This window comes from Methylobrevis albus (assembly GCF_015904235.1).
Lineage (GTDB): Bacteria > Pseudomonadota > Alphaproteobacteria > Rhizobiales > Pleomorphomonadaceae > Methylobrevis_A > Methylobrevis_A albus.
Map to the genome: position 1 here is coordinate 172379 of NZ_JADZLT010000040.1, position 26307 is coordinate 198685.

27 protein-coding genes are annotated in these 26307 nt (G+C 69.4%); 21 read left to right on the top strand and 6 right to left on the bottom strand.

Going from position 1 to position 26307, the window contains the following annotated elements:
* The first annotated feature begins 14 nt into the window (after positions 1 to 14).
* Genes I5731_RS02865 through uxuA form a run of 4 tightly spaced genes read left to right on the top strand, consistent with a single transcriptional unit; the run spans position 15 to position 4062 of the window.
* On the top strand, positions 15 to 1013 hold the full coding sequence (locus I5731_RS02865) for a C4-dicarboxylate TRAP transporter substrate-binding protein (protein ID WP_197309853.1): 999 nt from the start codon (positions 15 to 17) through the stop codon (positions 1011 to 1013).
* A 56-nt stretch (positions 1014 to 1069) separates the two neighbouring features.
* The gene (locus I5731_RS02870) at positions 1070 to 1567 is read left to right on the top strand and encodes a TRAP transporter small permease (RefSeq protein WP_197309854.1); all 498 of its coding nucleotides are present in this window, start codon (positions 1070 to 1072) and stop codon (positions 1565 to 1567) included.
* Positions 1568 to 1574: 7 nt separating this feature from the next.
* Positions 1575 to 2852: a TRAP transporter large permease gene (locus I5731_RS02875; RefSeq protein ID WP_197309855.1), complete on the top strand. Its 1278-nt coding sequence runs from the start codon at positions 1575 to 1577 to the stop codon at positions 2850 to 2852.
* Between the two features lie 10 nt (positions 2853 to 2862).
* Positions 2863 to 4062, top strand: a complete 1200-nt coding sequence (gene uxuA, locus I5731_RS02880; RefSeq protein ID WP_197309856.1) for a mannonate dehydratase — start codon at positions 2863 to 2865, stop codon at positions 4060 to 4062.
* Between the two features lie 38 nt (positions 4063 to 4100).
* On the opposite strand, the gene I5731_RS02885 is transcribed toward uxuA, so the two are convergent.
* Positions 4101 to 4319 (bottom strand): hypothetical protein, encoded by a 219-nt coding sequence (locus I5731_RS02885; protein WP_197309857.1) that lies wholly within the window; start codon positions 4317 to 4319, stop codon positions 4101 to 4103.
* A 776-nt stretch (positions 4320 to 5095) separates the two neighbouring features.
* Between I5731_RS02885 and pqqA the strand changes: the two genes are divergently transcribed.
* From pqqA to pqqE, 5 genes are read left to right on the top strand one after another with little or no spacing between them, the layout of a single operon-like run.
* Positions 5096 to 5173 carry a pyrroloquinoline quinone precursor peptide PqqA gene (gene pqqA / locus I5731_RS02890; RefSeq protein WP_099558845.1) on the top strand — a complete coding sequence of 26 codons (78 nt, stop codon included), beginning with the start codon at positions 5096 to 5098 and terminating at the stop codon, positions 5171 to 5173.
* Positions 5174 to 5193: 20 nt separating this feature from the next.
* Entirely contained in the window at positions 5194 to 6141 is a 948-nt protein-coding gene (pqqB, locus tag I5731_RS02895; protein ID WP_197309858.1) for a pyrroloquinoline quinone biosynthesis protein PqqB, read from the top strand.
* The gene (gene pqqC / locus I5731_RS02900) at positions 6138 to 6896 is read left to right on the top strand and encodes a pyrroloquinoline-quinone synthase PqqC (RefSeq protein ID WP_235981493.1); all 759 of its coding nucleotides are present in this window, start codon (positions 6138 to 6140) and stop codon (positions 6894 to 6896) included. Before pqqB ends, pqqC begins: the two co-directional genes overlap by 4 nt.
* Complete coding sequence (gene pqqD / locus I5731_RS02905) at positions 6893 to 7204, top strand: pyrroloquinoline quinone biosynthesis peptide chaperone PqqD (protein WP_197309860.1); 312 nt, start codon at positions 6893 to 6895, stop codon at positions 7202 to 7204. Before pqqC ends, pqqD begins: the two co-directional genes overlap by 4 nt.
* A complete protein-coding gene (pqqE, locus tag I5731_RS02910) occupies positions 7201 to 8319 on the top strand; it encodes a pyrroloquinoline quinone biosynthesis protein PqqE (RefSeq protein ID WP_197309861.1) in 1119 nt (372 codons plus the stop codon). Before pqqD ends, pqqE begins: the two co-directional genes overlap by 4 nt.
* Positions 8320 to 8528: 209 nt before the next feature.
* Here pqqE and I5731_RS02915 read toward each other — a convergent pair whose 3' ends face one another.
* Entirely contained in the window at positions 8529 to 8741 is a 213-nt protein-coding gene (locus I5731_RS02915; RefSeq protein ID WP_197309862.1) for a hypothetical protein, read from the bottom strand.
* A 198-nt stretch (positions 8742 to 8939) separates the two neighbouring features.
* Entirely contained in the window at positions 8940 to 9866 is a 927-nt protein-coding gene (locus I5731_RS02920; RefSeq protein ID WP_197309863.1) for a LysR family transcriptional regulator, read from the bottom strand.
* Between the two features lie 262 nt (positions 9867 to 10128).
* Between I5731_RS02920 and I5731_RS02925 the strand changes: the two genes are divergently transcribed.
* The 5 genes from I5731_RS02925 to rpe all read left to right on the top strand — a co-directional run bounded on the left by I5731_RS02925 (position 10129) and on the right by rpe (position 16527).
* A complete protein-coding gene (locus tag I5731_RS02925; RefSeq protein WP_197309864.1) occupies positions 10129 to 11160 on the top strand; it encodes a class 1 fructose-bisphosphatase in 1032 nt (343 codons plus the stop codon).
* Between the two features lie 101 nt (positions 11161 to 11261).
* Positions 11262 to 12137: a phosphoribulokinase gene (locus I5731_RS02930; RefSeq protein ID WP_197309865.1), complete on the top strand. Its 876-nt coding sequence runs from the start codon at positions 11262 to 11264 to the stop codon at positions 12135 to 12137.
* Positions 12138 to 12243: 106 nt separating this feature from the next.
* A complete protein-coding gene (locus tag I5731_RS02935) occupies positions 12244 to 14226 on the top strand; it encodes a transketolase-like TK C-terminal-containing protein (protein ID WP_197309866.1) in 1983 nt (660 codons plus the stop codon).
* A 456-nt stretch (positions 14227 to 14682) separates the two neighbouring features.
* A complete protein-coding gene (gene fba / locus I5731_RS02940) occupies positions 14683 to 15750 on the top strand; it encodes a class II fructose-bisphosphate aldolase (protein ID WP_197309867.1) in 1068 nt (355 codons plus the stop codon).
* Positions 15751 to 15867: 117 nt separating this feature from the next.
* The gene (rpe, locus tag I5731_RS02945) at positions 15868 to 16527 is read left to right on the top strand and encodes a ribulose-phosphate 3-epimerase (protein ID WP_197309868.1); all 660 of its coding nucleotides are present in this window, start codon (positions 15868 to 15870) and stop codon (positions 16525 to 16527) included.
* A gap of 21 nt (positions 16528 to 16548) precedes the next feature.
* On the opposite strand, the gene I5731_RS02950 is transcribed toward rpe, so the two are convergent.
* Positions 16549 to 17550, bottom strand: coding sequence for an LLM class flavin-dependent oxidoreductase (locus tag I5731_RS02950; RefSeq protein WP_197309869.1), 1002 nt, complete (start codon positions 17548 to 17550; stop codon positions 16549 to 16551).
* A gap of 30 nt (positions 17551 to 17580) precedes the next feature.
* Positions 17581 to 18525 (bottom strand): aldo/keto reductase, encoded by a 945-nt coding sequence (locus I5731_RS02955; protein WP_197309870.1) that lies wholly within the window; start codon positions 18523 to 18525, stop codon positions 17581 to 17583.
* Between the two features lie 103 nt (positions 18526 to 18628).
* On the opposite strand from I5731_RS02955, the gene I5731_RS02960 reads away from it, so the two are divergent.
* From I5731_RS02960 to I5731_RS02970, 3 genes are all read left to right on the top strand, one after another.
* Complete coding sequence (locus I5731_RS02960; protein ID WP_197309871.1) at positions 18629 to 18928, top strand: ArsR/SmtB family transcription factor; 300 nt, start codon at positions 18629 to 18631, stop codon at positions 18926 to 18928.
* 115 nt (positions 18929 to 19043) lie between these two features.
* Positions 19044 to 19757 (top strand): phosphoglycolate phosphatase, encoded by a 714-nt coding sequence (gene gph / locus I5731_RS02965; protein WP_235981494.1) that lies wholly within the window; start codon positions 19044 to 19046, stop codon positions 19755 to 19757.
* A complete protein-coding gene (locus I5731_RS02970) occupies positions 19754 to 20554 on the top strand; it encodes an HAD-IA family hydrolase (RefSeq protein ID WP_197309873.1) in 801 nt (266 codons plus the stop codon). Before gph ends, I5731_RS02970 begins: the two co-directional genes overlap by 4 nt.
* Before the next feature lie 31 nt (positions 20555 to 20585).
* Here the strand turns inward: I5731_RS02970 and I5731_RS02975 are convergent, their stop codons facing one another.
* The gene (locus I5731_RS02975) at positions 20586 to 22136 is read right to left on the bottom strand and encodes an FAD-dependent oxidoreductase (RefSeq protein WP_197309874.1); all 1551 of its coding nucleotides are present in this window, start codon (positions 22134 to 22136) and stop codon (positions 20586 to 20588) included.
* A 466-nt stretch (positions 22137 to 22602) separates the two neighbouring features.
* Here I5731_RS02975 and I5731_RS02980 point away from each other — a divergent pair, with 466 nt between their 5' ends.
* The 4 genes from I5731_RS02980 (at position 22603) to I5731_RS02995 (ending at position 26259) form a co-directional block, all read left to right on the top strand.
* Positions 22603 to 23718: a BMP family ABC transporter substrate-binding protein gene (locus I5731_RS02980; protein WP_197309875.1), complete on the top strand. Its 1116-nt coding sequence runs from the start codon at positions 22603 to 22605 to the stop codon at positions 23716 to 23718.
* A 33-nt stretch (positions 23719 to 23751) separates the two neighbouring features.
* Positions 23752 to 24162 (top strand): ASCH domain-containing protein, encoded by a 411-nt coding sequence (locus I5731_RS02985; RefSeq protein WP_197309876.1) that lies wholly within the window; start codon positions 23752 to 23754, stop codon positions 24160 to 24162.
* 76 nt (positions 24163 to 24238) lie between these two features.
* Positions 24239 to 25336, top strand: coding sequence for an ABC transporter permease (locus I5731_RS02990; RefSeq protein ID WP_197309877.1), 1098 nt, complete (start codon positions 24239 to 24241; stop codon positions 25334 to 25336).
* A gap of 2 nt (positions 25337 to 25338) precedes the next feature.
* Positions 25339 to 26259, top strand: coding sequence for an ABC transporter permease (locus I5731_RS02995; RefSeq protein WP_197309878.1), 921 nt, complete (start codon positions 25339 to 25341; stop codon positions 26257 to 26259).
* Positions 26260 to 26307: the final 48 nt, after the last annotated feature.

Consider the following 26307-nt stretch of genomic DNA (forward strand, 5'->3'; position numbering starts at 1 on the left):
GGGAGGAATCCGAAATGAAACTGCATCGTGCCGTCCTGCGGGCCTGCGCCGTGATGCTGGTCTCGACCGTTGCCATGACGGGCGCCATGACCGGCGCGGCGAGTGCCGCGTCCTACGAGCTCAACATCAATACCGCGCTTACCACCGACGATCCGATTTACAAGGGGCTGGAGCGCCTGCGCGACCGGGTTGCCGAGCGCACGGGCGGCGAACTCGCCATCCGCATCTTCCCGGGCTCGCAGCTCGGCAAGGACGAGGACGTGCTGGAGCAGGCGCGCGCGGGGGCCAACGTCGCCGTCGTGGTCGACGGCGGCCGCCTCGCGGTGTTCGTGCCGGAATTCGGCGTGCTCGGCGGACCCTATCTCGTCAGCGGCTTCGACCAGGTGCGCAAGATCGTCACCTCGCCGATGTTCGACGCGTGGAACGCCAAGCTGAAGGCGGCCTCGGGCCACACCGCGCTGTCGTTCAACTGGTGGCAGGGCGACCGCAACCTGCTGACCAACCGCGCCGTGACCGGCCCCGCCGATCTTGCCGGCGTGCGCATGCGCACCCCCGGCGCGCCGGTGTGGATGGAGACGATCCGCGCCATGGGCGCGACGCCGACGCCGATGGGCTGGGCCGAGGTCTATCCGGCGCTGCAGCAGCAGGTGATCGACGCCGTCGAGGCGCAGACCCCGGCCGCCTATGGCGCGCGGCTCTACGAGGTGACGAGCCACCTCACCAAGACCGCGCACATCAGCCTGATCACTGGCCTCGTCACCAGCGCGGCCTGGGTCGATTCGCTGCCGGCCGAGATGCAGACGGCGCTGAAGGAAGAATCGCTCGCCGCCGGCGACTACGCCTCCGGGCTCACCGGCGAGTCGATCGTCGCGCTCGAGGCGGATATGGCGTCGAAGGGCATGACGGTGACCGAGATCGACGTCACCCCGTTCCGCGAGGCGACCGCCGGCGTCTACGAACTGCTCGGCTACACCGAGCTGAAGCAGACGATCGACGCGATGCTCGCCGAGTAAGCCCCGCCGGGCCGCCGCATTGCGGCGGCCCTTCTCCTGCCCGGGAGCCCGCAGCCATGCCGCCGATCCATGTCGTGCTCGAGGAGTTCGTCGCCAAGGCGCTGCTCGCGGCGATCGTCGTTCTCGTCTTCCTCGCCGCCGCCGCGCGCACCTTCGGTCATCCGCTGATCTGGTCGGTCGACCTCGCGCAGCTGCTGTTCGTCTGGCTGTGCATGCTCGGCGCCAACAAGGCGCTGCGCCGCAAGAGCCACATCGGCGTCGATTTCTTCGTGCTGCGCCTGCCGACGGCGATGCGGCGCATCGTCGAGATCGTGCTCGGCCTGCTGACGCTCGGCTTTCTCGGTGCGCTCGCCTACCTCGGCGTCCGGCTGACACTCCTCAACGCCGAGCGGATCTACGGCGACAGCGGCATTTCCTACGCCTGGGTGACCGGCGCGGTGCCGGTCGGCTGCGTCCTGCTGGCGCTGACGCTGATCGGCCACCTCGTGCGCTGCCTGCGCGGCGGGGCGCTCGTGTTCCTGCGCGAAGACGCGCCGCGGCCGGTCGTGGAGTGATCCCGGGATGACGCTCCTCGCCATCATCTTCTTTGCGCTGATGTTCGCAGGCCTCCCGATCGCCTTTGCGATCGGCATCGCCGGCTTCAGCTTCTTCGTGTTCTCCTCGTCGATCCCCGCCTCGATCGGCGTGCAGCAGATCGCGACCACCTCGCAGAGCTTCCCGCTGCTCGCGGTGCCGTTCTTCGTGCTCGCCGGCCACATGATGAACCGCACCGGCATCACCCCGCGGCTGATCACCTGCTCCAACGCGCTGGTCTCGTGGATGGCGGGCGGCCTCGCCCAGGTCTGCATCGTGCTCTCGACGTTGATGGGCGGCGTTTCGGGCTCGGCGGTTGCGGACGCGGCGATGGAGGCGCGCATCCTCGGCCCCGAGATGATGGCGAAGGGCTATTCGCGCGGCTTCACCGGCGCGGTGATCGCCGTCGGGTCGCTGATCACCGCGACGATCCCGCCGAGCCTCGGCCTCATCCTCTACGGCTTCGTCGGCAACGTCTCGATCGGCCGGCTGTTTCTCGCCGGCATCATCCCCGGCTTCCTGATGATGGCGGCGATGATGCTGACCGTCTGGCTGGTGGCGCGAAAGCGCGGTTACCGGGCCGAATCCGCGCAGCCGCCGTCGTTCCGCGTGGTGATGCGGGCCGTCTACGACGCGAAATGGGCGCTGCTCTTTCCCATCATCCTGCTGGTCGCGATCCGCGGCGGCATCTTCACCGCCTCCGAGGTCGGCGCTTTCGCCGTCATCTACGCCGTCTTCGTCGGCGTGGTGCTGCACCGGGAACTCACCTTCGAGGGATTTCGTGCGGCGCTCGCCGAGGCGGTCGAGGACATCGGCGTCATCATGCTGATCATCCTGCTCTCGGGCATGGTCGGCTATGCCGTGATCTTCGAGCAGGCGCCGCAGACGGTGGCCGCCGCGCTGCTCGGGCTCAGCTCCGAGCCGGTGGTCGTGGTGCTGCTGATCCTGTTCTTCCTGTTCATCGCCGGTCTCTTCATCGAATCGACCGTGCTCGTGCTGATGCTGGCGCCGATCTTCGTGCCGATCGTGACCCGCCTCGGCGTCGACCCGGTGCACTTCGGCATCCTGATGATGTCGGTGGTGACGCTCGGCGGCATGACCCCGCCGGTCGGCGTCGCGATGTATGCGGTCTGCGGCATCCTGCGCTGTCCGGTCGAGGAGTATTTCCGGGAATCGCTGCCGTTCCTGCTGGCGATCATCCTCGTGATCGTCGGGCTCGCGTTCCTGCCCGGCGTGGTGCTGTTCCTGCCGAATCTCTTTGGGTGAGGTCGTTTCGATGGAAGAAACCTGGCGTTGGTTCGGGCCGGACGACGGCGTGCGCCTCAACGAGATCCGGCAGGCGGGGGCCCGCGGCATCGTCACGGCGCTGCACGACATTCCCTATGGCGAGGTCTGGCCGGTCGAGGCGATCGCGGCGCGCCAGCGGCTGATCGAGGAGGACGCCTCGCTGGGCCTGCGCTGGGCGGTGGTCGAGAGCCTGCCGGTGCACGAGACGGTGAAGCGCGGCGACGCCGATGTGGAGCCGTATTTCGAGGCCTACCGGCAGTCGCTGCGCAACCTCGCCGCCTGCGGCATCACCACGGTCTGCTACAACTTCATGCCGCTGCAGGACTGGATGCGTACCGATCTCGCCGTGCGATTGCCGGGCGGCGGCCTCGCGCTGCGCTTCGACATGCATCTCAACGCGGCGTTCGACTGCTACGTGCTGGAGCGGCCGGGGGCCGAGGCGGACTATTCGGGCGATGTCATCGACCGCGCCCGCGCCTGGTTCCGCGCCTCGACCGAGGTCGACCGACGGGCGCTTCTGAAGGTGATCATGGCCGGGCTGCCCGGCGCCTTCGAGCGCTACGACGTGCCGGGCCTGCGCGGCGCGCTCGCGCGCTACGCCGGTTTCACCGCGGACGACCTGCGCGCCAGCCTGCAGCGGTTTCTCGGCGCGGTGGTGCCGACGGCGGAAGAGCTCGGGATCCGGCTCTGCATCCATCCCGACGATCCGCCGCGGCCGCTGTTCGGCCTGCCGCGCATCGTCTCGACCGAGGATGATCTCGCCGCGATCATGGCGATGGCCGCGCCGGTCGCCAACGGCATCACGCTCTGCACCGGCTCGCTCGGCGCCCACCCGACCAACGATCTCGTGGCGATCGCGCGTCGCTTCGCCGACCGGATCCACTTCGCGCACCTGCGCAACGTCCTCAAGGATCCGGACGGCAGCTTCATGGAGAGCGACCATCTCGACGGCGACGTCGACATGCCGGCCGTGGTGCTGGAACTCTTGCGCGAGGAGGCGAGGCGGCGCCGGAAGGGCCGGGCGGATGCGGAAATCCCGATGCGCCCGGACCACGGCCACGTGCTGATCGACGACGGCCGCCGCAAGACCCACCCGGGCTATCCGCTGATCGGACGGCTGAAGGGACTGGCGGAACTGCGCGGGGTAATGCGGGCGACGGGGCAGTTCGGACTGGACGCCGCCGGATGACGCCGTGCGGCCCCTGGCCGCACGGGGGACTGCAGACGTCAGGCGGCGACGCGGCGGGTGCGGCCGATGCCGCGCAGGGCGGCCTTGCCGGCGATATGCGCATGAGCAGCGCGCCGGGCGGCTGCGACGTCCTCATACAACTCGTTGTCGAGCGGCCAGACGTTGAACTTCACCGCGACGAAACGGACGCCGCTCTGCTCGGGCCGTGCAACTGCAACGGCTTCGCCGCCGATCTCGATGACTTGTGATGTCGACATTGGGCAATCTCCCGCGGGCCGGCGAGCGCCGGACCCGATACCAAACCGCATGCTGAAAAGGGTGACGGAGGAACGCGCGCTGCGTTCACATTCGCCAACGACGACACGAGGCGTCGTAGCAGGGTTTCGTTACGGTCGATTGACAGTGGCGACGGTTGGGGAGGGCTCCGCTCTCATATGCTTCGATCATATCGGGCCTCCTTTCCGTCAACGTTCCGATTTCCGGCCCACCACGCAAAAGGCTTTGCTTCCAGGTGCTTGTGGCCGTCCGTCGGCGGGACTCCCGTCCGTTCGTCCAACGTAGCTGAAAGATAGGCGAGGCGAGTCCGGCGGTCAACGAACGGCAGGCGTGTTGCGCCCGGCACGCGGTAAAATAGATTTGCGCGCATTCGTGAACGGCCGGAATGCCCTGCCCGGCGCGGGCGCCAGGATCCTTTCGGGTGCGGATCGACAGGCATCAGGTGAGCCCGCGACATCCGCTCGCCGCATTCGCCGTGCGGCCGCCCGACCGGCGGCGAGGCCACAACCAGCGCGGGACCGCATCCCGGTCTTGCCGATGGTATAATAGTCTTCGCCGATGAGAGTTGCTACCCGTCGAATAGAACGTGATACGTATGCTGTCAATACTTTGGCGCCGAGACCTTGCTGCACTGCACAGTGACCGCCGACCTTACCGATGATTAACTTGCAAGGGCCGTTCGGATGCAGGCAGTGTCCATAAGCGCTGCGGACCTCGGTTCGCGGGGTCACAAAAACCTCTAGAGGAGGATACTACAATGGCCTGGAATACCCCGAAGGTTGAAGAGCTCTGCGTCGGCATGGAAATCAACATGTACTTCCCGCCGGAAGTCTGATTTCCAGCATCGAGGCAGTCATGTCTCTACGGGCCGAAGCCGCATCAGTGCGGCTTCGCGCTCTCGTGCTTGGTGCGGCAGCAGGTGGTGGGTTCCCGCAGTGGAACTGCAACTGCGCCAACTGTGCCGCGTTCCGGCGCGGTGACGCCGGTTTCGAGGCGCGAACACAATCCTCCCTCGCTGTCAGTGTCGACGGTCGAAGCTGGGCGCTGCTCAACGCTTCCCCGGACCTCGGCAGCCAGATCCTGAAGTCTGCGGTGCTGCATCCGGATGATCCGGAGCGCGCCGGACTGCGCCATTCGCCCATCGGCGCGGTGCTGGTGACCAACGGTGACATCGACCATGTCGCCGGGTTGCTGACGCTGCGCGAGAAGCAGGCGTTCGAACTCCTGTCGACGGCCGGCATCGCCACGGTCCTCGACGCCAATCCGATCTTCTCCGCGCTCGATCCGGCGCTCGTGCGCCGCCGCGTCGTCACGCTCGACACGCCGTTCGAGCTGTTGCCGAACCTCACCGCGACGCTGTTCGCTGTTCCCGGCAAGGTTCCGCTCTATCTCGAGGGCGACGTCGTCGAGACCGACCTCGAGGGCGAGCAGACGGTGGGGGTCGAATTGCGCGGGCCGGGCGGCGAGGGCATGTTCTATATTCCAGGCTGCGCCCGGATGACGCCGAAGCTCGCCGCGCGTCTCGAAGGCGCCGACTGCGTGCTGTTCGACGGCACCGTCTGGCACGACGACGAGATGATCCGCATGGGCGTCGGCGCGAAGACCGGCAAGCGGATGGGCCACATGTCGATGGCCGGGGAGGACGGGTCGATCGCCGCCTTCGCGCCGCTCGGCGTGCGGCGGCGGGTGTTCGTGCACATCAACAATACCAATCCGGCACTCAACCGGTTCTCGCCCGAGCGGGCGGAGGCGACACAGGCCGGATGGGAAATCGCCTTCGACGGCATGGAGATCGAGCTATGACGCGGCCGATGACACCGGACGAGCTGGAAGCGGCGCTGCGCAAGATCGGCGCCGAGCGCTATCACAGCCTGCATCCGTTCCACGACCGGCTGCACGGCGGCCATTGCACCCGGGAACAGGTGCAGGCCTGGGCGCTCAACCGCTATTGCTACCAGTCGGCGATCCCGCGCAAGGACGCGGCGCTGATCGCGCGCTGCGACGACCGCGACCTGCGCCGCGAGTGGCTGCACCGGATCACCGATCACGACGGCCTCGAGGGCGAGGAGGGCGGCATCGAGCGCTGGCTGGTGCTGACCGACGGCCTCGGCTTCGACCGCGACTACGTGATCTCGCGCAAGGGCGCGCTGCCGACGACGAAGTTCGCCGTCGAGGCTTATGTCAATTTTGTCCGCGAGAAGACGATGCTGGAGGCGGTCGCCTCGTCGCTGACCGAGCTGTTCGCGCCGAACCTGCACAAGCAGCGCATCTCCGGCATGCTGGAGAGCTACGACTTCATCACCGAGAAGGTCGTCGCCTATTTCCGCCGCCGCCTCGATCAGGCGCCGCGCGATGCGGGCTTCGCGCTCGACTATGTGAAGACGCATGCGAAGACCGTGGAGCAGCAGCAGGCGGCGCTGGGCGCGCTGACCTTCAAGACCGAGGTGCTGTGGTCGCAGCTCGACGCGCTCTATTTCGCCTATGTGGAGCCGGGGCTGCCGGCGCCGGGCGCGTGGCGTCCGGGCGAGGGCATGGCCAAGATCGAGGCGGCCGCATGACGACGCCGCTGCCCGCCGCGCCGGAAGACCGGTTGCCCGATGCGGCGGTGCCGAAGCTGTCGCGCGGCGTGCGCACGCGCTGGGACGAGGCGCGCGAGACGCACATGCTGCTCGCGCCCGAACGCGCCCTGCGGCTCGACGCGATCGCCGCGGCGATCCTCGCCGAGACCGACGGCGAGCGATCGTTCGCCGCGATCGTCGACGTGCTCGCCGAGAAGTATGCGGCGCCGCGTGAGCAGATCGCGGTCGATGCCCGCAAGCTGCTGGTCGACCTGATGGACAAGCGAATGATGGAGGTCGTGCGATGAACGTGCAGACCGCGCTCCCCGAGGGCACCCGCGTGCGCCGTGTGCCGGCGCCGATGGCGATGCTCGCCGAACTCACCTACCGCTGCCCGCTGAAATGCCCTTACTGCTCGAACCCGCTCGAAATGTCGAAGCGCTCCGAGGAGCTGTCGACCGAGCAGTGGGCCGAAGTGCTGCGCCAGGCGGCGCGCATGGGCGTGCTGCACGTCCACTTCTCCGGCGGCGAGCCGGCGGCTCGGCGCGATCTCGAGGAACTGCTCTCGGTCGCGGTCGAGGCGGGGCTCTACACCAACCTCATCACCTCCGGCGTCGGGCTGACCGAGGCGCGGGTGAAGGATCTGTCGGCGCGCGGGCTCGACCACATCCAGCTCTCGGTGCAGGGCACCGATGCCTCCACCGCCGACCTGATCGGCGGCTATCGCGGCGGCTTCGAGCACAAGATGAAGGTCGCGGCGTGGATCGCGGCGGAGGGTATCCCGCTCACGGTCAACGCGGTGATGCACCGGCGCAACCTCGACCGCACCGCCGAGACGATCGACCTCGCGGTGCGCCTCGGCGCGCGCCGCATCGAGGTGGCGCACACGCAGATCCACGGCTGGGCCTATGTCAACCGCGCCTCGCTTATGCCGACGCGCGAGCAGGTCGACGCCTGCAGCGCCATCGTCGACGAGGCGCGCGAGCGGCTGAAGGGCACGCTGGTGATCGACTACGTGCCGCCGGACCACCACGCGAAGTATCCAAAAGCCTGCATGGGCGGCTGGGGGCGGGTCGGGCTCAACGTCACGCCGTCGGGCAAGGTGCTGCCCTGCCATGCGGCGGAATCGATCCCGCACCTCGTGTTCGACAATGTGAAGGACAAGCCGCTCGCCGCGATCTGGGCCGACGGGGCGGCCTTCAACGCCTATCGCGGCACCGACTGGATGCCCGAGCTCTGCCGCACCTGCGACCGGAAAGAGGTCGACTGGGGCGGCTGCCGCTGCCAGGCGATGGCCTATGCCGGCGACGCCTCCGCCACCGATCCCGCCTGCATCAAGTCGCCGCATCACGTGCGGATGCAGGAGCTGGCGCTGACGGAAGCCGCCGACGTGCCGCCGGACTATGTCTATCGGACGATGTGATTTCGGCTGTGCCGTGGGGCGGCCCCCCTCCCTGTCCCTCCCCCGCTTCGCAGGAGAGGGGACGATGGGCGATGGGGCTTTCGTCCAACGAAAGTTACGCCGGACCGAAGCGACCGGTCGTGCTGAGGCTCCATCCTCCTGCGTCCCCTCTCCTGCGGAGCGGGGGAGGGACAGGGAGGGGGGAGCCCCACGGCACGAACCGCACCCCCTCAGATCGGGGCCTGCCGGTTCTGCGGGAAGCCGCAGTGCCACTTCTTGATTGTGTACTTCGGGTGCGCCGCCGACCACTCCGCGATGTAGGGCTGCGACTGCCACATGCAGGCGGCGAGGGTGCCGCTGTTCTCCACCGGGATGTAGCGCTCTTCGCAGACGTCCGGCTGCGTGGCGAGGCAGACCAGCAGCACGACTTCGAGATAATCCATGGTTTCCTCCGCCGGGTTTGCCCGGTCGCCTTTGCCGTCTGTGCATGGCCGGGGTAGGCCGCAGGGCGGGTCGTTTCGACCGCCTTCCGGCATCATACGAGGGAAACTCCCATCCGGAGCAATCGGTACCGGGCCTGCGGCGAAAAGTTTCCCGGCTGGGCAGCAAGTCCCGCGGCGTCGCCGGCTGCGAAGGCTCGCTCAGGCGGCGATGCCGGCGAGGCGGGGCAGGAAGCCGGCGCCGCGCTCGAGCCAGAAGTCGCGGAGCGCGATCGCCGCCGGCAACAGCCGCTTGTCGGATCGGCGCACCACGTACCAGGCGCGCGCCACCGGCAGGCCGGCAACGTTCAGCAACACCAGCCGGCGGGCGTCGAGTTCGGAGGCCACCGTGTGGCCGGAGATGAAGGCGATGCCGAGCCCGGCCATCACCGACTGCTTGATCGTCTCGTTCGAGCGGAGTTCGGCGACGTCGAGCGGGCGGTCGACGCCGGCATCGATCATGAAGGTCTCGAAGGCGGCTCGGGTGCCGGAGCCCGCCTCGCGCACGAGGAAGCTCTCGCCCGCGAGGTCGGCCGGCACGAGGTCGCGGCGGCCGGCGAGGCGATGACCCGGCGGGGCGATCATCACCAGCGGGTGGGCGCCGATCCGCGTCGCCTCGACGGCGAAATCCCCCGGCGGCCGGCCCATCAGCGCGATGTCGATCTCATAGCCGCGCAGCGCCGCGATCGTCTCCTCGCGGTTGCCGACCATCAGGTTGACGCGCACGCCCGGCCGCTCGGCCCGGAAGGCGGCGATCGCGCGCGGTGCGAAATAGCGGGCGGTGCTGACGACGCCGAGCGAGACCTTGCCGGCGCCGGCGGAGCGGATTTCGGCAAGCGCGTCGCCGCATTCGCCGAGCAGCGCCTCGATGCGGGCCAGCGTCTCGTCGATCTCGGCGCCGGCCGGCGTCGCGCGGAAGCGGTCGCCGACCCGCTCGACCAGCGGCGCACCGGCGAGTTCCTCGAGCGATTTCACCTGGGCGGTGATCGCCGGCGGCGTGACGTTCAGCGCCGCGGCGGCGCCGGTTACACTGCCGGTGCGGATCACCGCGGCAAGGCACCGCATCTGCTTCAGCGTCGCGTTGCGCATGATCTGCCGCCGGGCCGGAGCCCCCTCGCTGGTGAACGTCCCGGTCTCGGACGGCCGCCCCGGGTGGAGTCGAGCCGTCGCCGGATTCAGGAAAACTGAACGGCCCGCGCCTGTCGATTAAATTCGATTGAGCCGGCTGTCGAGACAGCCGATCATCGGCGTCTAGCGGAATCAGACTCCTATCGCCGCGAGGCTGTTCAAGAGCGTGACAAAGAACTAGGACATCGTGCACGGGGAAGGCACGCGTTCGGAGGGACAAGGCATGACCATCGGCATCGGCCTCGAAGCATATCTCGACGCCTGGGCAGGCACCGACAGCGGCCGCACGGCGGTCGCCAGCGCGTTGCTCGCCCTTGCCGAGGCGGGCCTCGAACTCGCCGAGATCGTCGGCGGCGGCGACCTCGTCACCAATCAGGCGGCGATCGTCGGCGACAATGCCGGTGGCGACGCGCAAAAGGCGCTCGACGTGCGCTCGCACGAGGTCGTGGTGGCCGCGCTGAAGCGCACCTCGGCGGTGGCGATGGTCGCCTCCGAGGAGGCCGACGACACCGAGACGCTGAACGAGGGCGGCCTCGTCGTGGTGGCGACCGACCCGCTCGACGGCTCGTCCAACATCGACACCAACATCTCGATCGGCACGATCTTCTCGATCCTGCCGATGACAGAGACGGGCAATCCGTTCCTGGTGCCGGGGCGCAACCAGCTCGCCGGCGGCTATGTCGTCTACGGACCGCACCTCGACCTCGCCTTCACGCTCGGCGAGGGCACGCACGTCTTCACCTACGACCGCGGCGCCGGCGCCTTCCGCATGGTGGCCGAGAACGTGACGATCGCGCCGACGACGCGCGAATACGCGATCAACGCCTCGAACTACCGGCACTGGTCGGAGGGGATCCGCGCCTGGGTCGACGATTGCCTCGCCGGCGCCGACGGCCCGCTCGGCACCGACTACAACATGCGCTGGGTCGGCTCGCTGGTCGCCGACACCTCGCGCATCCTCTCGCGCGGCGGCGTGTTCCTGTATCCGGGCGACAGCCGCAAGGGCTACGCGAAGGGCCGCCTGCGCATCCTCTACGAGGCGAACCCGATCGCGATGATGATCGAGCAGGCCGGCGGCACCGCCTCGAACGGGCGCCAGCCGATCCTCGACATCGAGGTGACGGAACTGCACCAGCGCACCGGCCTGGTGTTCGGCGCGGCCGAGGAAGTGGCGCGCATCGAGCGCTACGAGGCCAATCCCGCAGGGAGCGGCTCGTCGCCGCTGTTCGGCAACCGCGGCCTGTTCCGCACCTGATCGATCCGGCGCGGCCCGCTGGCGCGGACCGGCAAAACGGCCGGTCCCCGCGCGCGGTGCCGGTCGGCGCGCAGCGCAGCGCGGGGAGAACGGGAACACCCATGTCAGAGCGGTTTCCGATCATCGCCACCACCGGCTCGTCCGGCTCCGGCACCACGTCGGTGAAGAACACCTTCGAGCAGATCTTCCGCCGCGAGGGCATCCGCGCCGCCTTCATCGAGGGCGACGCCTTCCATCGCTACGACCGGGTGGAGATGAAGGCGAAGGTCGCCGAGGAGGCGGCGCGCGGCAACCAGCACTTCAGCCATTTCGGCCCCGACGCCAACATGCTGGAGGAGCTCGACGCGATCCTCACCGAGTTCGGCGCGACCGGGGGCGGGCGCACCCGGCAGTATGTGCACAACCACCAGGAGCAGCTGCTGTTCGGCGCGCCGGCCGGCACCTTCACGCCGTGGGAGGAGTTTCCGCCGGGCTGCGACCTCCTGTTCTACGAGGGTCTGCACGGCGCCTACCGCTCGGATGCGCACGACATCGCCCGCCATGCCGACATGAAGATCGGCGTGGTGCCGGTGATCAATCTGGAGTGGATCCAGAAGATCCACCGCGACAAGGAAACCCGCGGCTACTCGACCGAGGCGGTCACCGACGTGATCCTGCGGCGGCTGCCGGACTACGTGCACCACATCTGCCCGCAGTTCACCGAGACCGACGTCAACTTCCAGCGGGTGCCGACGGTCGACACCTCGAACCCCTTCGTCGCCCGCTGGATTCCGACCGCCGACGAGTCCATGGTCGTCATCCGTTTCCGCGATCCGCGCGGCATCGATTTCCCCTATCTGCTGTCGATGATCCCCGACAGCTTCATGTCGCGGGCGAATTCGATCGTCGTGCCGGGGGGCAAGATGGAACTCGCGATGCAGCTGATCCTGACGCCGAAGATCCTGCGGCTGATCGATCGCAAGCGGCGGGCGATGTGAGGCTCGCCGGGCGGGGGCGCGGCGACGACGGTCTGCGGGGTGGTTGCCGCCCGCGGCCGAAAACAAGAAGAACAGGGCTGCCCGGCAGCCCGCGGGAGCAGGCACGATGAACGCGAAGCCGGGCGGCGGCACGGGGGCATACGCAGCGGGCGACCTGCCGCTCGCCGGGATGGCGGACGCGGTGCGGCTGCTCTCGGCGGAGATGGTGGCGCAGGCGGGCTCCGGCCGGGCCGACCATGCCGCGGCGCTCAGCGACGTCGCCACCGTGCTGCTCGCGCAGAGCCTGTCGTTCGATCCCGCAAAACCCGACTGGCCGGACCGCGACCGCCTCGTCGTCTCCGAAGGCCACGGCGCGCCGCTGCTCTATGCGCTGCTCTACCTCACCAGCACCGGCGACGTCGAAGCCGCCGACCTCGGCGACTATCGCCAGCTCGGCTCGCGCACGCCGGGCTCGCCCGAGCGCGGCCACCTGCCGGGCGTCGAGGCGACCACCGGGCCGCTCGGCCAGGGGCTCGGCATGGCGGTCGGGATGGCGCTCGCCGAGCGGCTGCTCAACGCGCGCGTCGGCGACGGGCTCACCGACCATTACACCTATGTGCTCGCCGGTCGGCGCGGGCTGATGGCGGGCCTGTCGCAGGAGGCGGCGGAGCTTGCTGCCGAGCTCGAGCTCTCGCGCCTCATCGTGCTGGTCGAGGACCGGCACCCCGCCGACGACGCGCCGAGCGAGGCGCGGCTGCCGGTCGACCGCGCGGCCCGCTTTGCCGCCGCCGGCTGGTCGGTGCGCCACGTCGATGCGCATGACCATGCCGCCATCGCCGTCGCCCTCGCCGAGGAGCGGCTGACGCGGCAGCCCTCGATGATCGCCTGCCGTACCGATCGCGGCGATCCGCTGGGCAGCGGGCGCGCCGCCGACGATCTCGCGCGCATCCGCCAGGCCTTCGGCGGCACGGGCGGCGACTTCAAGGTGCCGGCCGAAATCCGTGCGGCGTGGCGGTCCCTCGGCCGGCGCGGCGCCGCCGCGTCGCTGCGCTGGGGCCGCAACCTCGATGCGGCGTCGATCGAGGCGCGCCGGCTGTTCGTCGCCGGCGGCGGGCTGGGCGACGAGGCGCGCGAGGCGCTGACGGCGATCAAGGCGAGCTTCTCGGTCGACCGGCCGCACCTGCCGACGCTGCAGTCGACACAGCGCGTGCTCGACGCGCTGGCGCCGGCGATGCCGGAACTCATTGGCGGCGCGGTCGCCCCGGTGTCGCGCACCTCGGTGCGCGCGCGCAGCCAGCGCCTCGTCGAGCGCGGGTCCTTCCAGGGCAGCTTCGTGCCGTTCGGGGCGCGCGAGCATGCGATGGCGGCGGCGATGAACGGCATCGCGCTGCACGGCTGCCTCGTGCCCTATGGCGCGATGCGGCTGACCTTCTCCGACTACGCCCGCCCGGCGATCCGGCTCGCGGCGCTGATGGGGCTGCGGGCCGTCTTCGTGATGACGCATGATTCCGTCGGCGTCGGCGAGGACGGGCCGACGCAGCAGCCGGTCGAGCAACTCGCCGCGCTCAGGGCGATGCCGAACCTCAACGTCTATCGCCCCGCCGATGCGGTCGAGGTGGCGGAGGTCTGGCTCAGCGCCCTGCAGCAGGAATCGACGCCGTCGGTGATCTGCCTCTCGGCGCAGAGCCTGCCGACGCTGCGCCGCACCGCCTCGACCGAGGTGATGGCCGGGCGCGGCGGCTACCTGATCGCCGGCGCCACGGCCGACCGCGACGTGACGCTGCTCGCCACCGGGTCGGAGGTGGCGATCGCGGTCGCGGCCGGCGAGCGGCTCGCCGCCGACGGCATCAAGGCGGCGGTGGTGTCGATGCCGTGCTTCGAACTCTTCCGCATCCAGGCGCCCGAATACCGCCGCCGCGTGCTCGGCACCCGGCCGCGGGTGGCGATCGAGGCGGGGGTGCGCGATCCGTGGAATGCGCTGCTCGGCGAGCGCGATGTCTTCCTCGGCCTCGACGAATTCGGCGTCTCCGGCAGCCCGGCGGATGTCTACGACTGCTTCGGTCTGACGCCCGAGGCGGTGGCGGCGGCGGCGCGGCGCGTGGTCGCATAGCGGGCGACCGCGGGCGACGCCAGCCTGCTCAACTCGCTGCCGGACAGCGATAGGTGCGATTTCATTGCACAAATCGCCGTAGGACGACGGTTTTGGTGCGCTGCATCTAATCGATCAAATGCTACCGCCTGCCCGTTACATGTGCGATAGACCGGCGTCGATCGTTGCCTGCGGCCGAGGCCGAGGGGACGATGGGAGGGATCGGGTGGTTGGTCGACACGCTCGTCGCCATGCCGCCCCGGACCGCCGCCAGCGTGGCCGAACTCGCCGGGGGGCGCGGGCGGCCGGATGCGCGGCGGCGGTCTGTCTTACGCCGCGGGGACCGCAAAAAGGAGGCGCGGGGACCGCAGGCGCATCGGGGGCTGCCGTCACGAACACGACGCGCGCCTTCCGCATTCATTGCCTCGCTGCCGCGGCCGCTGCGCCGGAGATTTCGACGGACGGGAGTTTGACCTTATGGCCCTGATCACCCTTCGCCAGCTTCTCGACCACGCCGCCGAGTACGGCTATGGCGTCCCTGCCTTCAACATCAACAACATGGAGCAGGGGCTGGCGGTGCTGGAAGCGGCCGACGAGGTCGATGCACCGGTGATCCTGCAGGCGAGCCGCGGCGCGCGCACCTATGCCAACGACATCATGCTGGCGCGCATGGTCGAGGCGCTCGCCGAGATCTACACCCACATCCCGATCTGCATGCACCAGGACCACGGCAACGACGAGGCGACCTGCCTCACCGCGATCCAGCACGGCTTCACCTCGGTGATGATGGACGGCTCGCTCGAGGCCGACGCCAAGACGCCGGCGAGCTATGACTACAACGAGGCGATCACCGCGCGCGTCACCGCGATGGCGCACTGGGTCGGCGCCTCGGTCGAGGGCGAACTCGGCGTGCTCGGCTCGCTGGAAACCGGGCAAGGCGAGGCCGAGGACGGCCACGGCGCCGAGGGCGTGCTCAGCCACGACCAGCTGCTGACCGATCCCGACCAGGCGGTCGCCTTCGTGAAGGCGACCAAGGTCGACGCGCTGGCGATCGCCATGGGCACCAGCCACGGCGCCTACAAGTTCACCCGCAAGCCGGATGGCGCGATCCTCGCGATGAACGTCATCGAGGAAATCCACCGCCGCCTGCCGACCGTGCACCTCGTGATGCACGGCTCGTCGTCGGTGCCGCAGGAACTGCAGGACGTCATCAACGAGTTCGGTGGCGAGATGCCGCAGACCTGGGGCGTGCCGGTGGAGGAGATCATCCGCGGCATCAAGTCGGGCGTGCGCAAGGTCAACATCGATACCGACTGCCGGATGGCGATGACCGGGGCGATCCGCAAGGTGCTGGTGTCGAACCCGGCCGAGTTCGATCCGCGCAAGTACCTGAAGCCGGCCAAGGACGCGATGCGCAAGCTGTGCCGCGAGCGCTTCGAGCAGTTCGGCACCGCCGGCAATGCCGCGAAGATCACGCCGATCCCGGTCGCCGGCATGGCGAAGCGCTATCGCAGCGGCTCGCTCGACCCGAAGATCGCGTCCTGAGCCATCGCGTTTGAGCGTTGAGGGGCGGGCCCGGCGCCCGCCCGCGCTCGTCCTGACCGCTTTCGCCTTCCCAGCCGCGCCGGGTCGTCCGGCGCGGACCGTCTTCAAGGGCCGCCCATGACCACGCTGATCGCTCCCTCCATGCTCTCCTCGAACTTCGCCAGGCTCGCTGACGAGCTCGCCGCGATCGAGCGGGCCGGGGCGGACTGGATCCACCTCGACGTCATGGACGGGCACTTCGTGCCGAACATCACCTTCGGCCCGCCGGTGATCAAGGCGATGCGGCCCTATTCGAAGCTGCTGTTCGACGTGCACCTCATGATCGCGCCGGCCGATCCGTTCCTCGAGGCCTTCGCCGAGGCCGGTGCCGACCTGATTTCGGTGCACGCCGAGGCCGGCCCGCATCTCGACCGCAGCCTGCAGGCGATCCGCGGCCTCGGCAAGCAGGCGGGCGTGGTGCTCAACCCGTCGACGCCGGCCGAGGCGATCGAATATGTGCTCGACCGTGTCGACCTCGTGCTGTTGATGACCGTCAACCCCGGCTTCGGCGGCCAGGCGTTCATTCCGGCGGTGGTCGAGAAAGTGAAGCGCGTGAAGGCGATGATCGGCGACCGGCCGATCCGCATCGAGATCGACGGCGGCGTGACGCCGGAGACCGCGCCGCTGGTGGTGGCGGCGGGGGCCGACGTGCTGGTCGCCGGCTCCGCCGTGTTCAAGGGCGGCACCGAGGACGCCTACGCGAAGAACATCGCCGCGATCCGCGCGTCGGTCGCCTGACGCTCCGTCAGTGCCCGGCGTTCAGGCCGCGGCCCGGGTCTTCGCCTCGGTGACGTCGGCGATGATCTCGTAGGAGCGCAGCCGCTCGGCGTGGTCGTAGACGTCGGAGACGATCATCACCTCGTCGACGCCGGTCTCGGCGACGAAGGCGTCGATGCCGCGATGGACGGTGTCGGGCGACCCCACCACCGAGCGCGCCAGCATCCGCATCGCCTGCGCCCGCTCGGTCGGCGACCAGTAGCTGTCGATCGAGTCAATCGGCGGCCGGCTGAGGCCGCGCGCGCCGCGGAAGAGATCCACGAACGACATCTGCTGCGTCGTCGCCAGCCGCTTCGCCGCCGCATCGGTCGGGGCGGCGATGACGTTGATCCCCGCCATCGCGTAGGGCCGGGCGAGCTGCTCCGACGGCTTGAAGCGGGTGCGGTAGACCGAGAGCGCCGGCAACAGGTCCTGCGGCGCGAAGTGCGAGGCAAAGGCGTAGGGCAGGCCGAGTTCGGCGGCGAGCATCGCGCCGAAGGTGCTGGAGCCGAGGATCCACAGCGGCACCTCGGTGCCGGCGCCGGGGATGGCGCGGATGCGCTGGTCCGGTCCGGCCGGGGCGAGCAGCGCCTGCAGTTCCAGCACATCGTTCGGGAAATTGTCGGAGCTGTCGGGCGACCGGCGCAGGGCGCGTACCGTCAACTGGTCGGTGCCCGGCGCGCGGCCGAGGCCAAGGTCGATGCGGCCCGGATAGAGGCTCTCCAGCGTGCCGAACTGCTCGGCGATCACCAGTGGCGCGTGGTTCGGCAGCATGATGCCGCCGGCACCGACCCGGATGGTCGAGGTGCCGGCCGCGATATGCGAGATCACGATCGACGTCGCAGCGCTGGCGATGCCTTGCGCGTTGTGGTGTTCGGCGACCCAGAAGCGGGTGTAGCCCCAGCGCTCGGCGTGCGCGGCGAGGTCGCGCGTGTCGTCGAGCGCCTTCTTCACCGAGCCGTTCTCGCGGATGCGGACGAGGTCGAGGATCGAGATCGCGGTCATGGGTGTCTTCCCGTGTTGCATGTCGCCGCGTCAGCCGTTGCCGGCCGCCGTCAGGCGCGCGAGATGCTCGGGCGCGAGCACGAGGCGGGCGCCGCGCGCGAGGCTTTCGAGCTGGGGCAGGGAGGTGGCGGAGGCGATCGGCGCCGTGACGCCGGGCTGGGCGGCGAGCCAGGCGAGCGAGACCTCGGCCGGCGTCGCCCCGGTCGCGGCCGCCACCTCGTCAAGGGCGGCGAGGATGCGGAGGCCCTTGGCGTCGAGATACTTCGCCATGCCTTCGCCGCGCGTGCTCTGGCCGAAATCGGCGGCCGAGCGGTACTTGCCGGTGAGGAAGCCGGCGGCGAGCGCGTAGTAGGGGATCGCGCCGATGCCTTCGGCGACGACGAGGTCCTGCACCGCGCCCTCGAAGCCGTCGCGAGTGTAGAGGTTGTACTCGTTCTGCAGCGTCTCGTAGCGCGGCAGGCCCTTCTCGGCGGAGACGGCGAGCGCCTCGGCGAGCAGCGGCGCGTCGTAGTTGGAGGCGCCGATGAAGCGCACCTTGCCGGCCTCGATCAGCCGGGCGTAGGCGCCCAGCGTCTCCTCGTGGCCGACGGTCGGGTCGGGCCAGTGGCTCTGGTAGAGATCGATGTAGTCGGTCTGCAGCCGGGTCAGCGACGCCTCGACCGCCTCGGCGATCCAGGCCGCCGAGAGGTCCTTCTTGCCCTGGCCCATGTCGGAGCCGACCTTGGTGAAGATGTGCACGCGGTCGCGGTTGCCACGCGCCTTCAGCCAGCGGCCGATGATGCGCTCGCTTTCGCTGTCGTTGCCCGGCACCCAGCGCGAATAGACGTCGGCGGTGTCGATCGCGGTGAAGCCTTCGCCGACGAAGGCGTCGAGCACGGCGAACGACGTCGCCTCGTCGGCGGTCCAGCCGATGACGTTGGTGCCGAGGACGAGCGGGGCGATCTCGATGTCGGTCCTGCCGAGGCGGCGCAGCATGCGGGTTCTCCGGGGAACGGGGCGCGTGACAATCCGCATGACAGGGCGCGGACGCCATCGTATATATTTGACTGTTCCGATCTATATATCGATACTGTCCGATATGCAAACCGCTGACGACGACGTGATCCTGAAGGCGCTGGCGCATCCGGCGCGCCGCGCGATGCTGGCCTGGCTGAAGCAGCCGGAGCAGCATTTTCCCGACCAGCGCCATCCGGTGGATATGGGGATCTGTGCCGGCCAGTTCGAGCGCTGCGGCCTGTCGCAATCGTCGGTGTCGACGCATCTCTCCACCCTGGCCGCGGCCGGGCTGATCACGCCGCAGCGGGTCGGGCAGTGGGTGTTCTACAAGCGCAACGAGAATGCGATCGCCGCCTTCGTGGCGCGGATCGCCGGGATCTGAGCGCGGGTTTCGTGCCCGGCGGGTTCGGGCGCGGTGGTTGCCGTCCGGGCCGGGCGAGGCCATCATGGGAAACCGGCGCCGCGCCGGGCTCTCGATTTTCGCGAAGGACCATCCCTTGACCGGAAACCTGACGGCGAGCCCCTGGCCTGCCGCCTATCTCTTCGATCTCGACGGCACCCTCGTCGATTCGCTGCCCGACCTCGCCGAGGCGCTGGATGAACTGCTGGCTGAGGACGGCTTTGCGCCGCTCGGGGCGGAGACGGTGCGCGGCATGATCGGCCACGGCGTCGAGAAGCTGGTGCAGCGCGGTCTTGCCGCGCGCGGTGTCGTCTATGCCGACGCCGGTCTCGCCGAGGCGGTGGACCGGTTCCGATCGCTGTACGAGCCGCGCGCGGCGCGCCTCACGCGGCTCTATCCCGGCGTCGAACCGGTGATCGCGGCGCTGAGGGCCGGCCGCGTGCCGATGGCGGTGTGCACCAACAAGCCCGAGGCGCCGAGCCATGTGATCCTCGACCAGCTCGGCCTCACCGGCTGGTTCGGCGCGGTGATCGGCGGCGATCACGGGCCGCCGAAGAAGCCGGCGCCGGATCTCGTGCTGGCGGCGGCCGCCGCACTCGGCGTCGCGCCACGAGATTGCCTCTTCGTCGGAGACAGCGGCGCCGACGTCGGCGCGGCGCGCGCGGCCGGCGTGCCGGTCGTCGTAGTGCGCTACGGCTACACCTCGGTTCCCGCCGCCGAGCTCGGCGCCGACGCCGTGATCGACGATTTCGGCGGGCTTGCCGGCGTCGTCGCCGACCTCGCGGGACGGCTGACGGAGCCGGCGCGATGAGCGCGCTGAAGGCGCTGATCTTCGACTGTGACGGCACTCTCTCGGAAACCGAGGAGGTGCACCGCCGCGCGTTCAACGCCGCGTTCAACCGCTTCGAGCTCGGCTGGAGCTGGGACCCGGCGCTCTATGGCAAGCTGCTGGAGGTCGCCGGCGGCCGGGAGCGGATCCGCCACTACGTCGCCGCCTATGATCCGCCCGGCGGCAAGGCGGCGCTGGAGCGTCTCGACCAGTTGCACACGCTGAAAACCCGGCTCTATGCGGCGCTGATCGACGAGCAGACGGCGCGGCTGCGCATCGGCGTCGAACGGCTGATCGACGAGGCGCGGGCGAAGGGGGTGCGGCTCGCCATCGCCACGACGACGTCGCAGGCCAACGTCGAGGCGCTGCTGATGGCGACGCTCGACGTGCGCGGACTCGAATCCTTCGAAGTGATCGTCACCGGCGACATGGTGGCGGCGAAGAAGCCGGCGCCGGACGTCTATCTCGAGGTCCTGCGTCGGCTGAAGCTGCCGGCGAGCCGCTGCCTCGTGCTGGAGGATTCCGCCAATGGCCTGCAGGCGGCGACGGCAGCGGGCATCCGTGCCGTGATCACGCCGAGCGCCTTCAGCAGAGGTCAGGAGTTTCCCGGCGCCTTCGCCGTGCTGAGCCACCTCGGCGATCCGTTCGAGCCCTACGAGCACCTCGGCGGCGCCGGCGAGCGCGACCGCATGGTGACGATCGAGACGCTGACGCGCTGGGTCGAGGACGACGACGACGTGCGCCGGCTGCTGACGATCGGGGGCCGGTCGGTGTTCTGAGGGGCGATCCGGCGGTCGGTGCCACGCTGGGTCAGAGCTTGGCGCCGAGGCCGGCGAGCTTGCGCGACAGCGCCGGCCGGTCGACGTCCTGCACATGGCAGTGCTCGCGGACCGCGACCGTCGCCAGCACCGCGGCGGCCTCGCCCGCCATCATGTAGGACGGCTCCATCCGGTAGCAGGTGGCAAAGACGCGGGTGATGGAGGCACAGACCGGGACGATCAGGTTGATGCAGTTCGACCGGATCGGCAGCAGGGCCCGCAGCGGCATCCGCCAGATCTTGGTCGGCGGCCCGCTGGCGCCGAAGCTGCCTTCGCTCAGGATGCCGCCGTCGGGTGCCTCCAGGCGCTGGACGAAGTGGCTGTCGAGGCCGTAGCTCCACATGAAGGCCGGGTCGGGGAACGTCACCGGATCGACGGCATTCTGCTGCTTCATCTTGTACATGCCGCGCATCCGGCGCGCCTCCCGGATGTAGATCTGCCGCGGCCAATGGCCGTTGTCGCCGAACTCGCTGCCCGACAGCCCGTAGAGCTGCGCCATCTCGCGACATTCGGCGGGCACGCGCGGATCGTTGGCGAGGAAGTACAGACGACCCGCCTGGTAGGTCTTATGGGCGGCGACGATCTTCGCGCGCACTGCCCGGCTGCTTTTCGGGTAGAGCCAGTTCTCGCCGATGTACTCGTCGTCGTTGCGGTCGTACTTGGTCGGCGCGACGCTGAGCGCGCCGCCCGGATGGAACGATCGCCAGCGCTTGGCGAGATCGATCGCGTAGAGGTCGGGATTGTAGCCGGGGGGTGCGGCGAAGGGCACCCGTTCGGCCGGGTCGCTGGTGAGGCTGAGGCGGAAGTTGTAGCCCATCACGCCGGCGTCGCGCGCGCCGATCGCAAGTCTGGGATAAGGCTTCACCCCCGGTATGAGCTGGCCCTGCGCGTTGCGGGCCCGGATCGAGCTGTAGCGGAAGCCCTTGCCGAAGCCGGCCATGCTTTCGGAATAGGTCGTGTCCGCGTCGCGGCCGACATCGTGCGCGACGCCTGCCTGTGCCATCAGGTCGCCCTCGTAGCTGCAATCGATGAAGACGCGGCCGCCGATGACGGTGCCGTCGGCGAGGCGCAGCACGCGGATCCTGTTGCCGTCCATCACCGCGCCGCGCACCTCGGCGATGTCGCGGTCGTAGACCGTGCAGCCGCTTTCGCCGAGCCAGCTGCGGAACAGGCCCTCGGCGACATGCGGCTCGAAGTGGTTGGCGACCGGGATGCCGTAGTGGCGGCCGAGGGTGGTGAAGAAGCGCTCCGTCAGCCCGCCGACGCGGCCGGTCGAGCCGAGGTCGCTCTTGCTGAGCCCGTTCGCCGTCATGCCGCCTATCGGGTTCGGCCCGATGATCAGCGCGACGCGCAGATTGTCGCGCGCGGCGGCGCAGGCCGCGATGACGCCGGCCGACGTGCCGCCGTAGATGACGATGTGAAAGCTGTTCGCCGCCTCGACGAGGCTGCCGGACGCGATCAGGGCGGCGGTCGCGCCGAGCCCGGTGATGAAGCCGCGCCGCGATATGGCGCTGCCAAAGGTCCGACTGGTCTGCTCAGCCACAGGAACACCTCCTTTGCTCGGGTGTGAGGGTCACGGCAACCGGGGGTGGCCGTCACCGTAGGCCCACACAAAGGGCGGTGCATTTGTGGCAGATCAAGCTGTCCGTTCTTTGTGCGACGGGGGATGGACCAACTCGTGTTAAATCAGGGACTTGGGCCGCGGCGCGGTTGGCAAGCCCATCGATTTCCGCGTCGCTGCGGGTCAGCGCGGCGGCGGCTGCCGCAGAATTGGGCGTTGGCGCCTGACATGTATGCAATTCAAGCGCTCGCGCATCGGCTGCCCGCAGCCCGCGATAGGCTGTGCACGCATTATCCGACTGTTTTCAAACGCGTTCCGGCCCGACGCCGCCGCTCCGAAGCGATTTCGAGGCGCCCCGCCCGAGTGGCACGCGGGTTGCTGCTGTTAACCGACGTTCCTGGCCGCGGCGCTTTCCCGGCCGGACGGGTTCCAAGGGGGCTTCCGCACGATGTTCACGCGCAAATTCGATCGCCGCACCATTCTGAAGGGAGCCGGCATCGGCGCCCTCGGCCTCTCGACCGGTCTCTCCTCGATCCTGCCGGCGCGCGCCGCGGGGCTCACCATCGGCATCCTCTACGTCGGTCCGCGTGACGACTTCGGCTGGAACCAGGCCCATGCGGTCGCGGCCGCCGCGCTGAAGCAGGTTCCGGACGTCACCGTGATCGAGGAAGAGAACGTCCCCGAGACGATCTCCGTCGCCCAGTCGATGGAATCGATGATCAACCTCGACGGCGCCTCGCTGATCTTCGCGACCTCGTTCGGCTACTACAAGCCGTTCGTGCTCGACATGGCAGCGAAGTTCCCGGACGTGAAGTTCCGCCACGCCGCTCCGCTGTGGACCGAGGGTGACCCGGCCAACGCCGGCTCGTATTTCGGCTACCTCGACCAGGCCCACTACGTCGACGGTATCGCCGCCGGCCTCTCGACCACGACGAACAAACTCGGCTTCGTCGCGGCTAAGCCCATCGGCACCGTGCTGCGCAACATCAACTCCTTCGCGATCGGCGTGAAGAAGGTGAACCCGGCCGCCACCGTGCAGGTGATCTTCACCGGCGAGTGGTCGATGCCGGTGCGCGAGGCGGAAGCCGCCAACGCGCTGATCGACGCCGGATGCGACGTGCTCACCTGCCACGTCGACGGCCCCAAGGTGGTGATCGAGACCGCCGAGGGCCGCGGCGTCAAGACCTGTGGTCACAACGCCAGCCAGGCCCCGCTCGCGCCGAAGGGCTTCATCACCGGCGCCGAGTACAAGTGGGAGACGATCTACAAGGACTATGCCGCCAAGGTCGCGGCGGGCGAAGACCTGCCGAACTTCATCGGCGGCGGCTTCGACAAGGACTTCGTGCAGTCGACCCCTTATGGCGCCGGCGCCAGCCCCGAGGCGATCGCCGCGGCTGATGCGGCCCGCGAGGAAGTGAAGGCCGGCAAGCCGATCTTCGTCGGTCCGGTCAAGAAGCAGGACGGCACCGACCTCGTGGCGGCGGGCGCCTCGCTCGACAACTACGACCCGGCGCTCGACCAGACCGACTACCTGATCGAGGGCGTGGTCGGCTCGATCACCTGACGGCGCCGGAGCGGCGGGCGCGGGACGGCGGCGATGGATGACTGGCGGAGCCTTCCGACCTTCTCCTTCGGCGACAGCCCCGCGCTCGCCGACGAACTCGCGGCGCTGGTGCTCGCCGGCGTCAAGACGGCGAGTTGCGATCATGCGCGGGGGCCGGAGCCTGACTATCCGGTCGGCTCCCGTTCGGTGATGCTCGACGGATCCGGCCGCCCGCGCTGCGTGATCGAGACGCTCGAGGTGACGCTCCGGCGCTTCGACGAGGTCGGCGACGATCTCGCCTTCGACGAGGGGGAGGGCGACCGGTCGCTGCGCTTTTGGCGCGCGGCGCACCAGGCCTACTTCACCCGCGCCGGGGTGTTTGCCGAGAACATGCCGCTCTGGTGCGAGCGCTTCCGCGTCGTCGCGGTGATCGACGACGCGGGCGGGATCGAGGGTCCCGACTGACGAGCTTCGGCCGGCCGCTTCGTGGCCGGTTCTGACCGAAATGCCGCCTCCTGTCCGCACTTCATCCGGAGCCAACATGGCCGATACCGCCGCCCCGGCAAACGGGTTCGCCCTGGCAGAGACGATCGACCGCTTCCGGCGCTCGTCGGAATTCGTGGTCATTCCCGTGCTGGCGCTCATCGCCTCGGGGCTGCTGTTCTCGATCTTCCTGCTGCTCGTCGGCAAGTCGCCGGTGGAGTTCTTCTCGCTGGTCTGGCGCGGCGGCTTCGGCACCGCCTTCTCCTGGCAGAACACGCTGGTGCGCGCCTCGCCACTGATCCTGACCGCGCTCTGCGTCGCGATTCCCGCCCGGCTCGGCATGACGGTGATCGGCGGCGAGGGCGCGCTGGTGCTCGGCGGTTTCGCGGCGGCGGCGATCGCCATCCCGATGACGTCGTGGGCGTCGCCCTTCGTCGTGATGCCGGTGATGTTCCTCGCCGCGGCCATCGCCGGGGCGTTCTGGATCGGCGCGGTCGGCTGGCTGCGCCACTACCGCGGCATCAACGAGACCATCTCCAGCCTGCTGCTGTTCTACATCGCCGTCTCGATCCTCAACTTCTTCGTCGAAGGCGCGCTGCGCGATCCCTCCGACCCGAACAAGCCGTCGACGGCGCCGATCGGGGCGGAGAACATGATCGGCCCGATCCCCGGCACCTCGGTGCACTGGGGGCTGGCGGCCGGCATCGTCGCCTGCATCCTGGTCTGGATCCTGATGAACCGGACGACGTTCGGCTTCGCCGCCCGCGTCACCGGCGGCAACGTCCGCGCGGCACAGGGGCAGGGGCTGCCGGTCGGGCGCCTCGTGGTGATCTCCTGCGCGCTCGCGGGGGCCTGCGCCGGGCTTGCCGGCTACTTCGAGGTGGCGGCGATCCACGGCAAGGCGAACGCCTCGCTGATCGCCGGCTACGGCTTCACCGGCATCCTCGTGTCGTTCCTCGCCCGCCACAACCCGCTCGCCATCGTGCCGGTCGCGATCCTGCTCGGCGGCATCGCCGCCTCGGGCGGCCTCGTGCAGCGGCGCATGGACCTGCCGGACGCCACCGTGCTGGTGCTGCAGGGGCTGATGTTCGTCGTGCTGCTCGTCAGCGAAACGATGTACGGCCGCCTCGCGATCTTCAAGCCGAAGGGAGCCTGACCATGGACGACGCCGGCCTTTCCACGGTCCTCTTCGCGATGATCGCAGGCGCGATCCGCGTCTCGACGCCGTTCCTGTTCGTCAGCCTCGGCGAGTGCCTCACCGAGAAGTCGGGCCGCATCAACCTCGGGCTCGAGGGCACCCTCGTGTTCGGTGCGATGTCGGCCTACGCGATCTCCTACGAGACCGGCTCGCCGTGGCTCGGCGTGCTGGTCGCGGGGTTTGCCGGCATGATGTTCGGCGCCCTGCACGGTTACATCTGCAAGCTGCCGAAGGTGAACGACATCGCCATCGGCATCGCGCTGATGCTGTTCGGCACCGGCCTCGCCTTCTTTTTCGGCAAGGCCTACATCCAGCCCGCCGCGCCGCGGCTGCCGTCGATCCCGCTCGGCTGGTGGTCGGACAATCCGCAGATCCGGCAGGTGATGGACGTCAACCCGCTGTTCCTCGTCGGCGCGGTGCTGGCGGTGGCGATGTGGTGGGCGTTCAAGAACACCCGCCTCGGCCTCGTCGTGCGCACCACGGGCGACAGCGCCCCGGCGGCGCTGGCGCTCGGCGTCAACGTCAACCTCGTCCGCTTCCTCGCCACCGCCGCCGGCGGCTTCCTCGCCGGGGTCGGCGGCTCGTTCCTGTCGCTGTTCTATCCGGGCAGCTGGACCGAGGGCCTCTCCTCAGGGCAAGGCCTTATGGCGGTGGCGCTCGTGATCTTCTCGCGCTGGAACCCGCTCGCCTGTTTTGGCGCGGCGCTGCTGTTCGGGGCTGCCGGTGCGCTCGGGCCGGCGCTGCAGTCGATCGGCATCTCGCGCGGCTACCACTTCTTCAACGCGGCGCCCTACCTGATGACGCTCGCCATCATGATCCTGTCGATCTCGCCGAAGCGCTCGCTGAAGGGCGCGCCGGGCGAACTGTCGATCACCAAGTAGCACCGGTTTCGCCGTCCCGGTGCGACCGGGGCGGCGCCATGACAAACG

Bases quoted from the DNA above. Each gene is read 5' to 3' on its own strand.
- I5731_RS02865 (WP_197309853.1), top strand. From the start codon at position 15: ATGAAACTGCATCGTGCCGTCCTGCGGGCCTGCGCCGTGATGCTGGTC.
- I5731_RS02870 (WP_197309854.1), top strand. From the start codon at position 1,070: ATGCCGCCGATCCATGTCGTGCTCGAGGAGTTCGTCGCCAAGGCGCTG.
- I5731_RS02875 (WP_197309855.1), top strand. From the start codon at position 1,575: ATGACGCTCCTCGCCATCATCTTCTTTGCGCTGATGTTCGCAGGCCTC.
- uxuA (WP_197309856.1), top strand. From the start codon at position 2,863: ATGGAAGAAACCTGGCGTTGGTTCGGGCCGGACGACGGCGTGCGCCTC.
- I5731_RS02885 (WP_197309857.1), bottom strand. From the start codon at position 4,319: ATGTCGACATCACAAGTCATCGAGATCGGCGGCGAAGCCGTTGCAGTT.
- pqqA (WP_099558845.1), top strand. From the start codon at position 5,096: ATGGCCTGGAATACCCCGAAGGTTGAAGAGCTCTGCGTCGGCATGGAA.
- pqqB (WP_197309858.1), top strand. From the start codon at position 5,194: ATGTCTCTACGGGCCGAAGCCGCATCAGTGCGGCTTCGCGCTCTCGTG.
- pqqC (WP_235981493.1), top strand. From the start codon at position 6,138: ATGACGCGGCCGATGACACCGGACGAGCTGGAAGCGGCGCTGCGCAAG.
- pqqD (WP_197309860.1), top strand. From the start codon at position 6,893: ATGACGACGCCGCTGCCCGCCGCGCCGGAAGACCGGTTGCCCGATGCG.
- pqqE (WP_197309861.1), top strand. From the start codon at position 7,201: ATGAACGTGCAGACCGCGCTCCCCGAGGGCACCCGCGTGCGCCGTGTG.
- I5731_RS02915 (WP_197309862.1), bottom strand. From the start codon at position 8,741: ATGGATTATCTCGAAGTCGTGCTGCTGGTCTGCCTCGCCACGCAGCCG.
- I5731_RS02920 (WP_197309863.1), bottom strand. From the start codon at position 9,866: ATGCGCAACGCGACGCTGAAGCAGATGCGGTGCCTTGCCGCGGTGATC.
- I5731_RS02925 (WP_197309864.1), top strand. From the start codon at position 10,129: ATGACCATCGGCATCGGCCTCGAAGCATATCTCGACGCCTGGGCAGGC.
- I5731_RS02930 (WP_197309865.1), top strand. From the start codon at position 11,262: ATGTCAGAGCGGTTTCCGATCATCGCCACCACCGGCTCGTCCGGCTCC.
- I5731_RS02935 (WP_197309866.1), top strand. From the start codon at position 12,244: ATGAACGCGAAGCCGGGCGGCGGCACGGGGGCATACGCAGCGGGCGAC.
- fba (WP_197309867.1), top strand. From the start codon at position 14,683: ATGGCCCTGATCACCCTTCGCCAGCTTCTCGACCACGCCGCCGAGTAC.
- rpe (WP_197309868.1), top strand. From the start codon at position 15,868: ATGACCACGCTGATCGCTCCCTCCATGCTCTCCTCGAACTTCGCCAGG.
- I5731_RS02950 (WP_197309869.1), bottom strand. From the start codon at position 17,550: ATGACCGCGATCTCGATCCTCGACCTCGTCCGCATCCGCGAGAACGGC.
- I5731_RS02955 (WP_197309870.1), bottom strand. From the start codon at position 18,525: ATGCTGCGCCGCCTCGGCAGGACCGACATCGAGATCGCCCCGCTCGTC.
- I5731_RS02960 (WP_197309871.1), top strand. From the start codon at position 18,629: ATGCAAACCGCTGACGACGACGTGATCCTGAAGGCGCTGGCGCATCCG.
- I5731_RS02970 (WP_197309873.1), top strand. From the start codon at position 19,754: ATGAGCGCGCTGAAGGCGCTGATCTTCGACTGTGACGGCACTCTCTCG.
- I5731_RS02980 (WP_197309875.1), top strand. From the start codon at position 22,603: ATGTTCACGCGCAAATTCGATCGCCGCACCATTCTGAAGGGAGCCGGC.
- I5731_RS02985 (WP_197309876.1), top strand. From the start codon at position 23,752: ATGGATGACTGGCGGAGCCTTCCGACCTTCTCCTTCGGCGACAGCCCC.
- I5731_RS02990 (WP_197309877.1), top strand. From the start codon at position 24,239: ATGGCCGATACCGCCGCCCCGGCAAACGGGTTCGCCCTGGCAGAGACG.
- I5731_RS02995 (WP_197309878.1), top strand. From the start codon at position 25,339: ATGGACGACGCCGGCCTTTCCACGGTCCTCTTCGCGATGATCGCAGGC.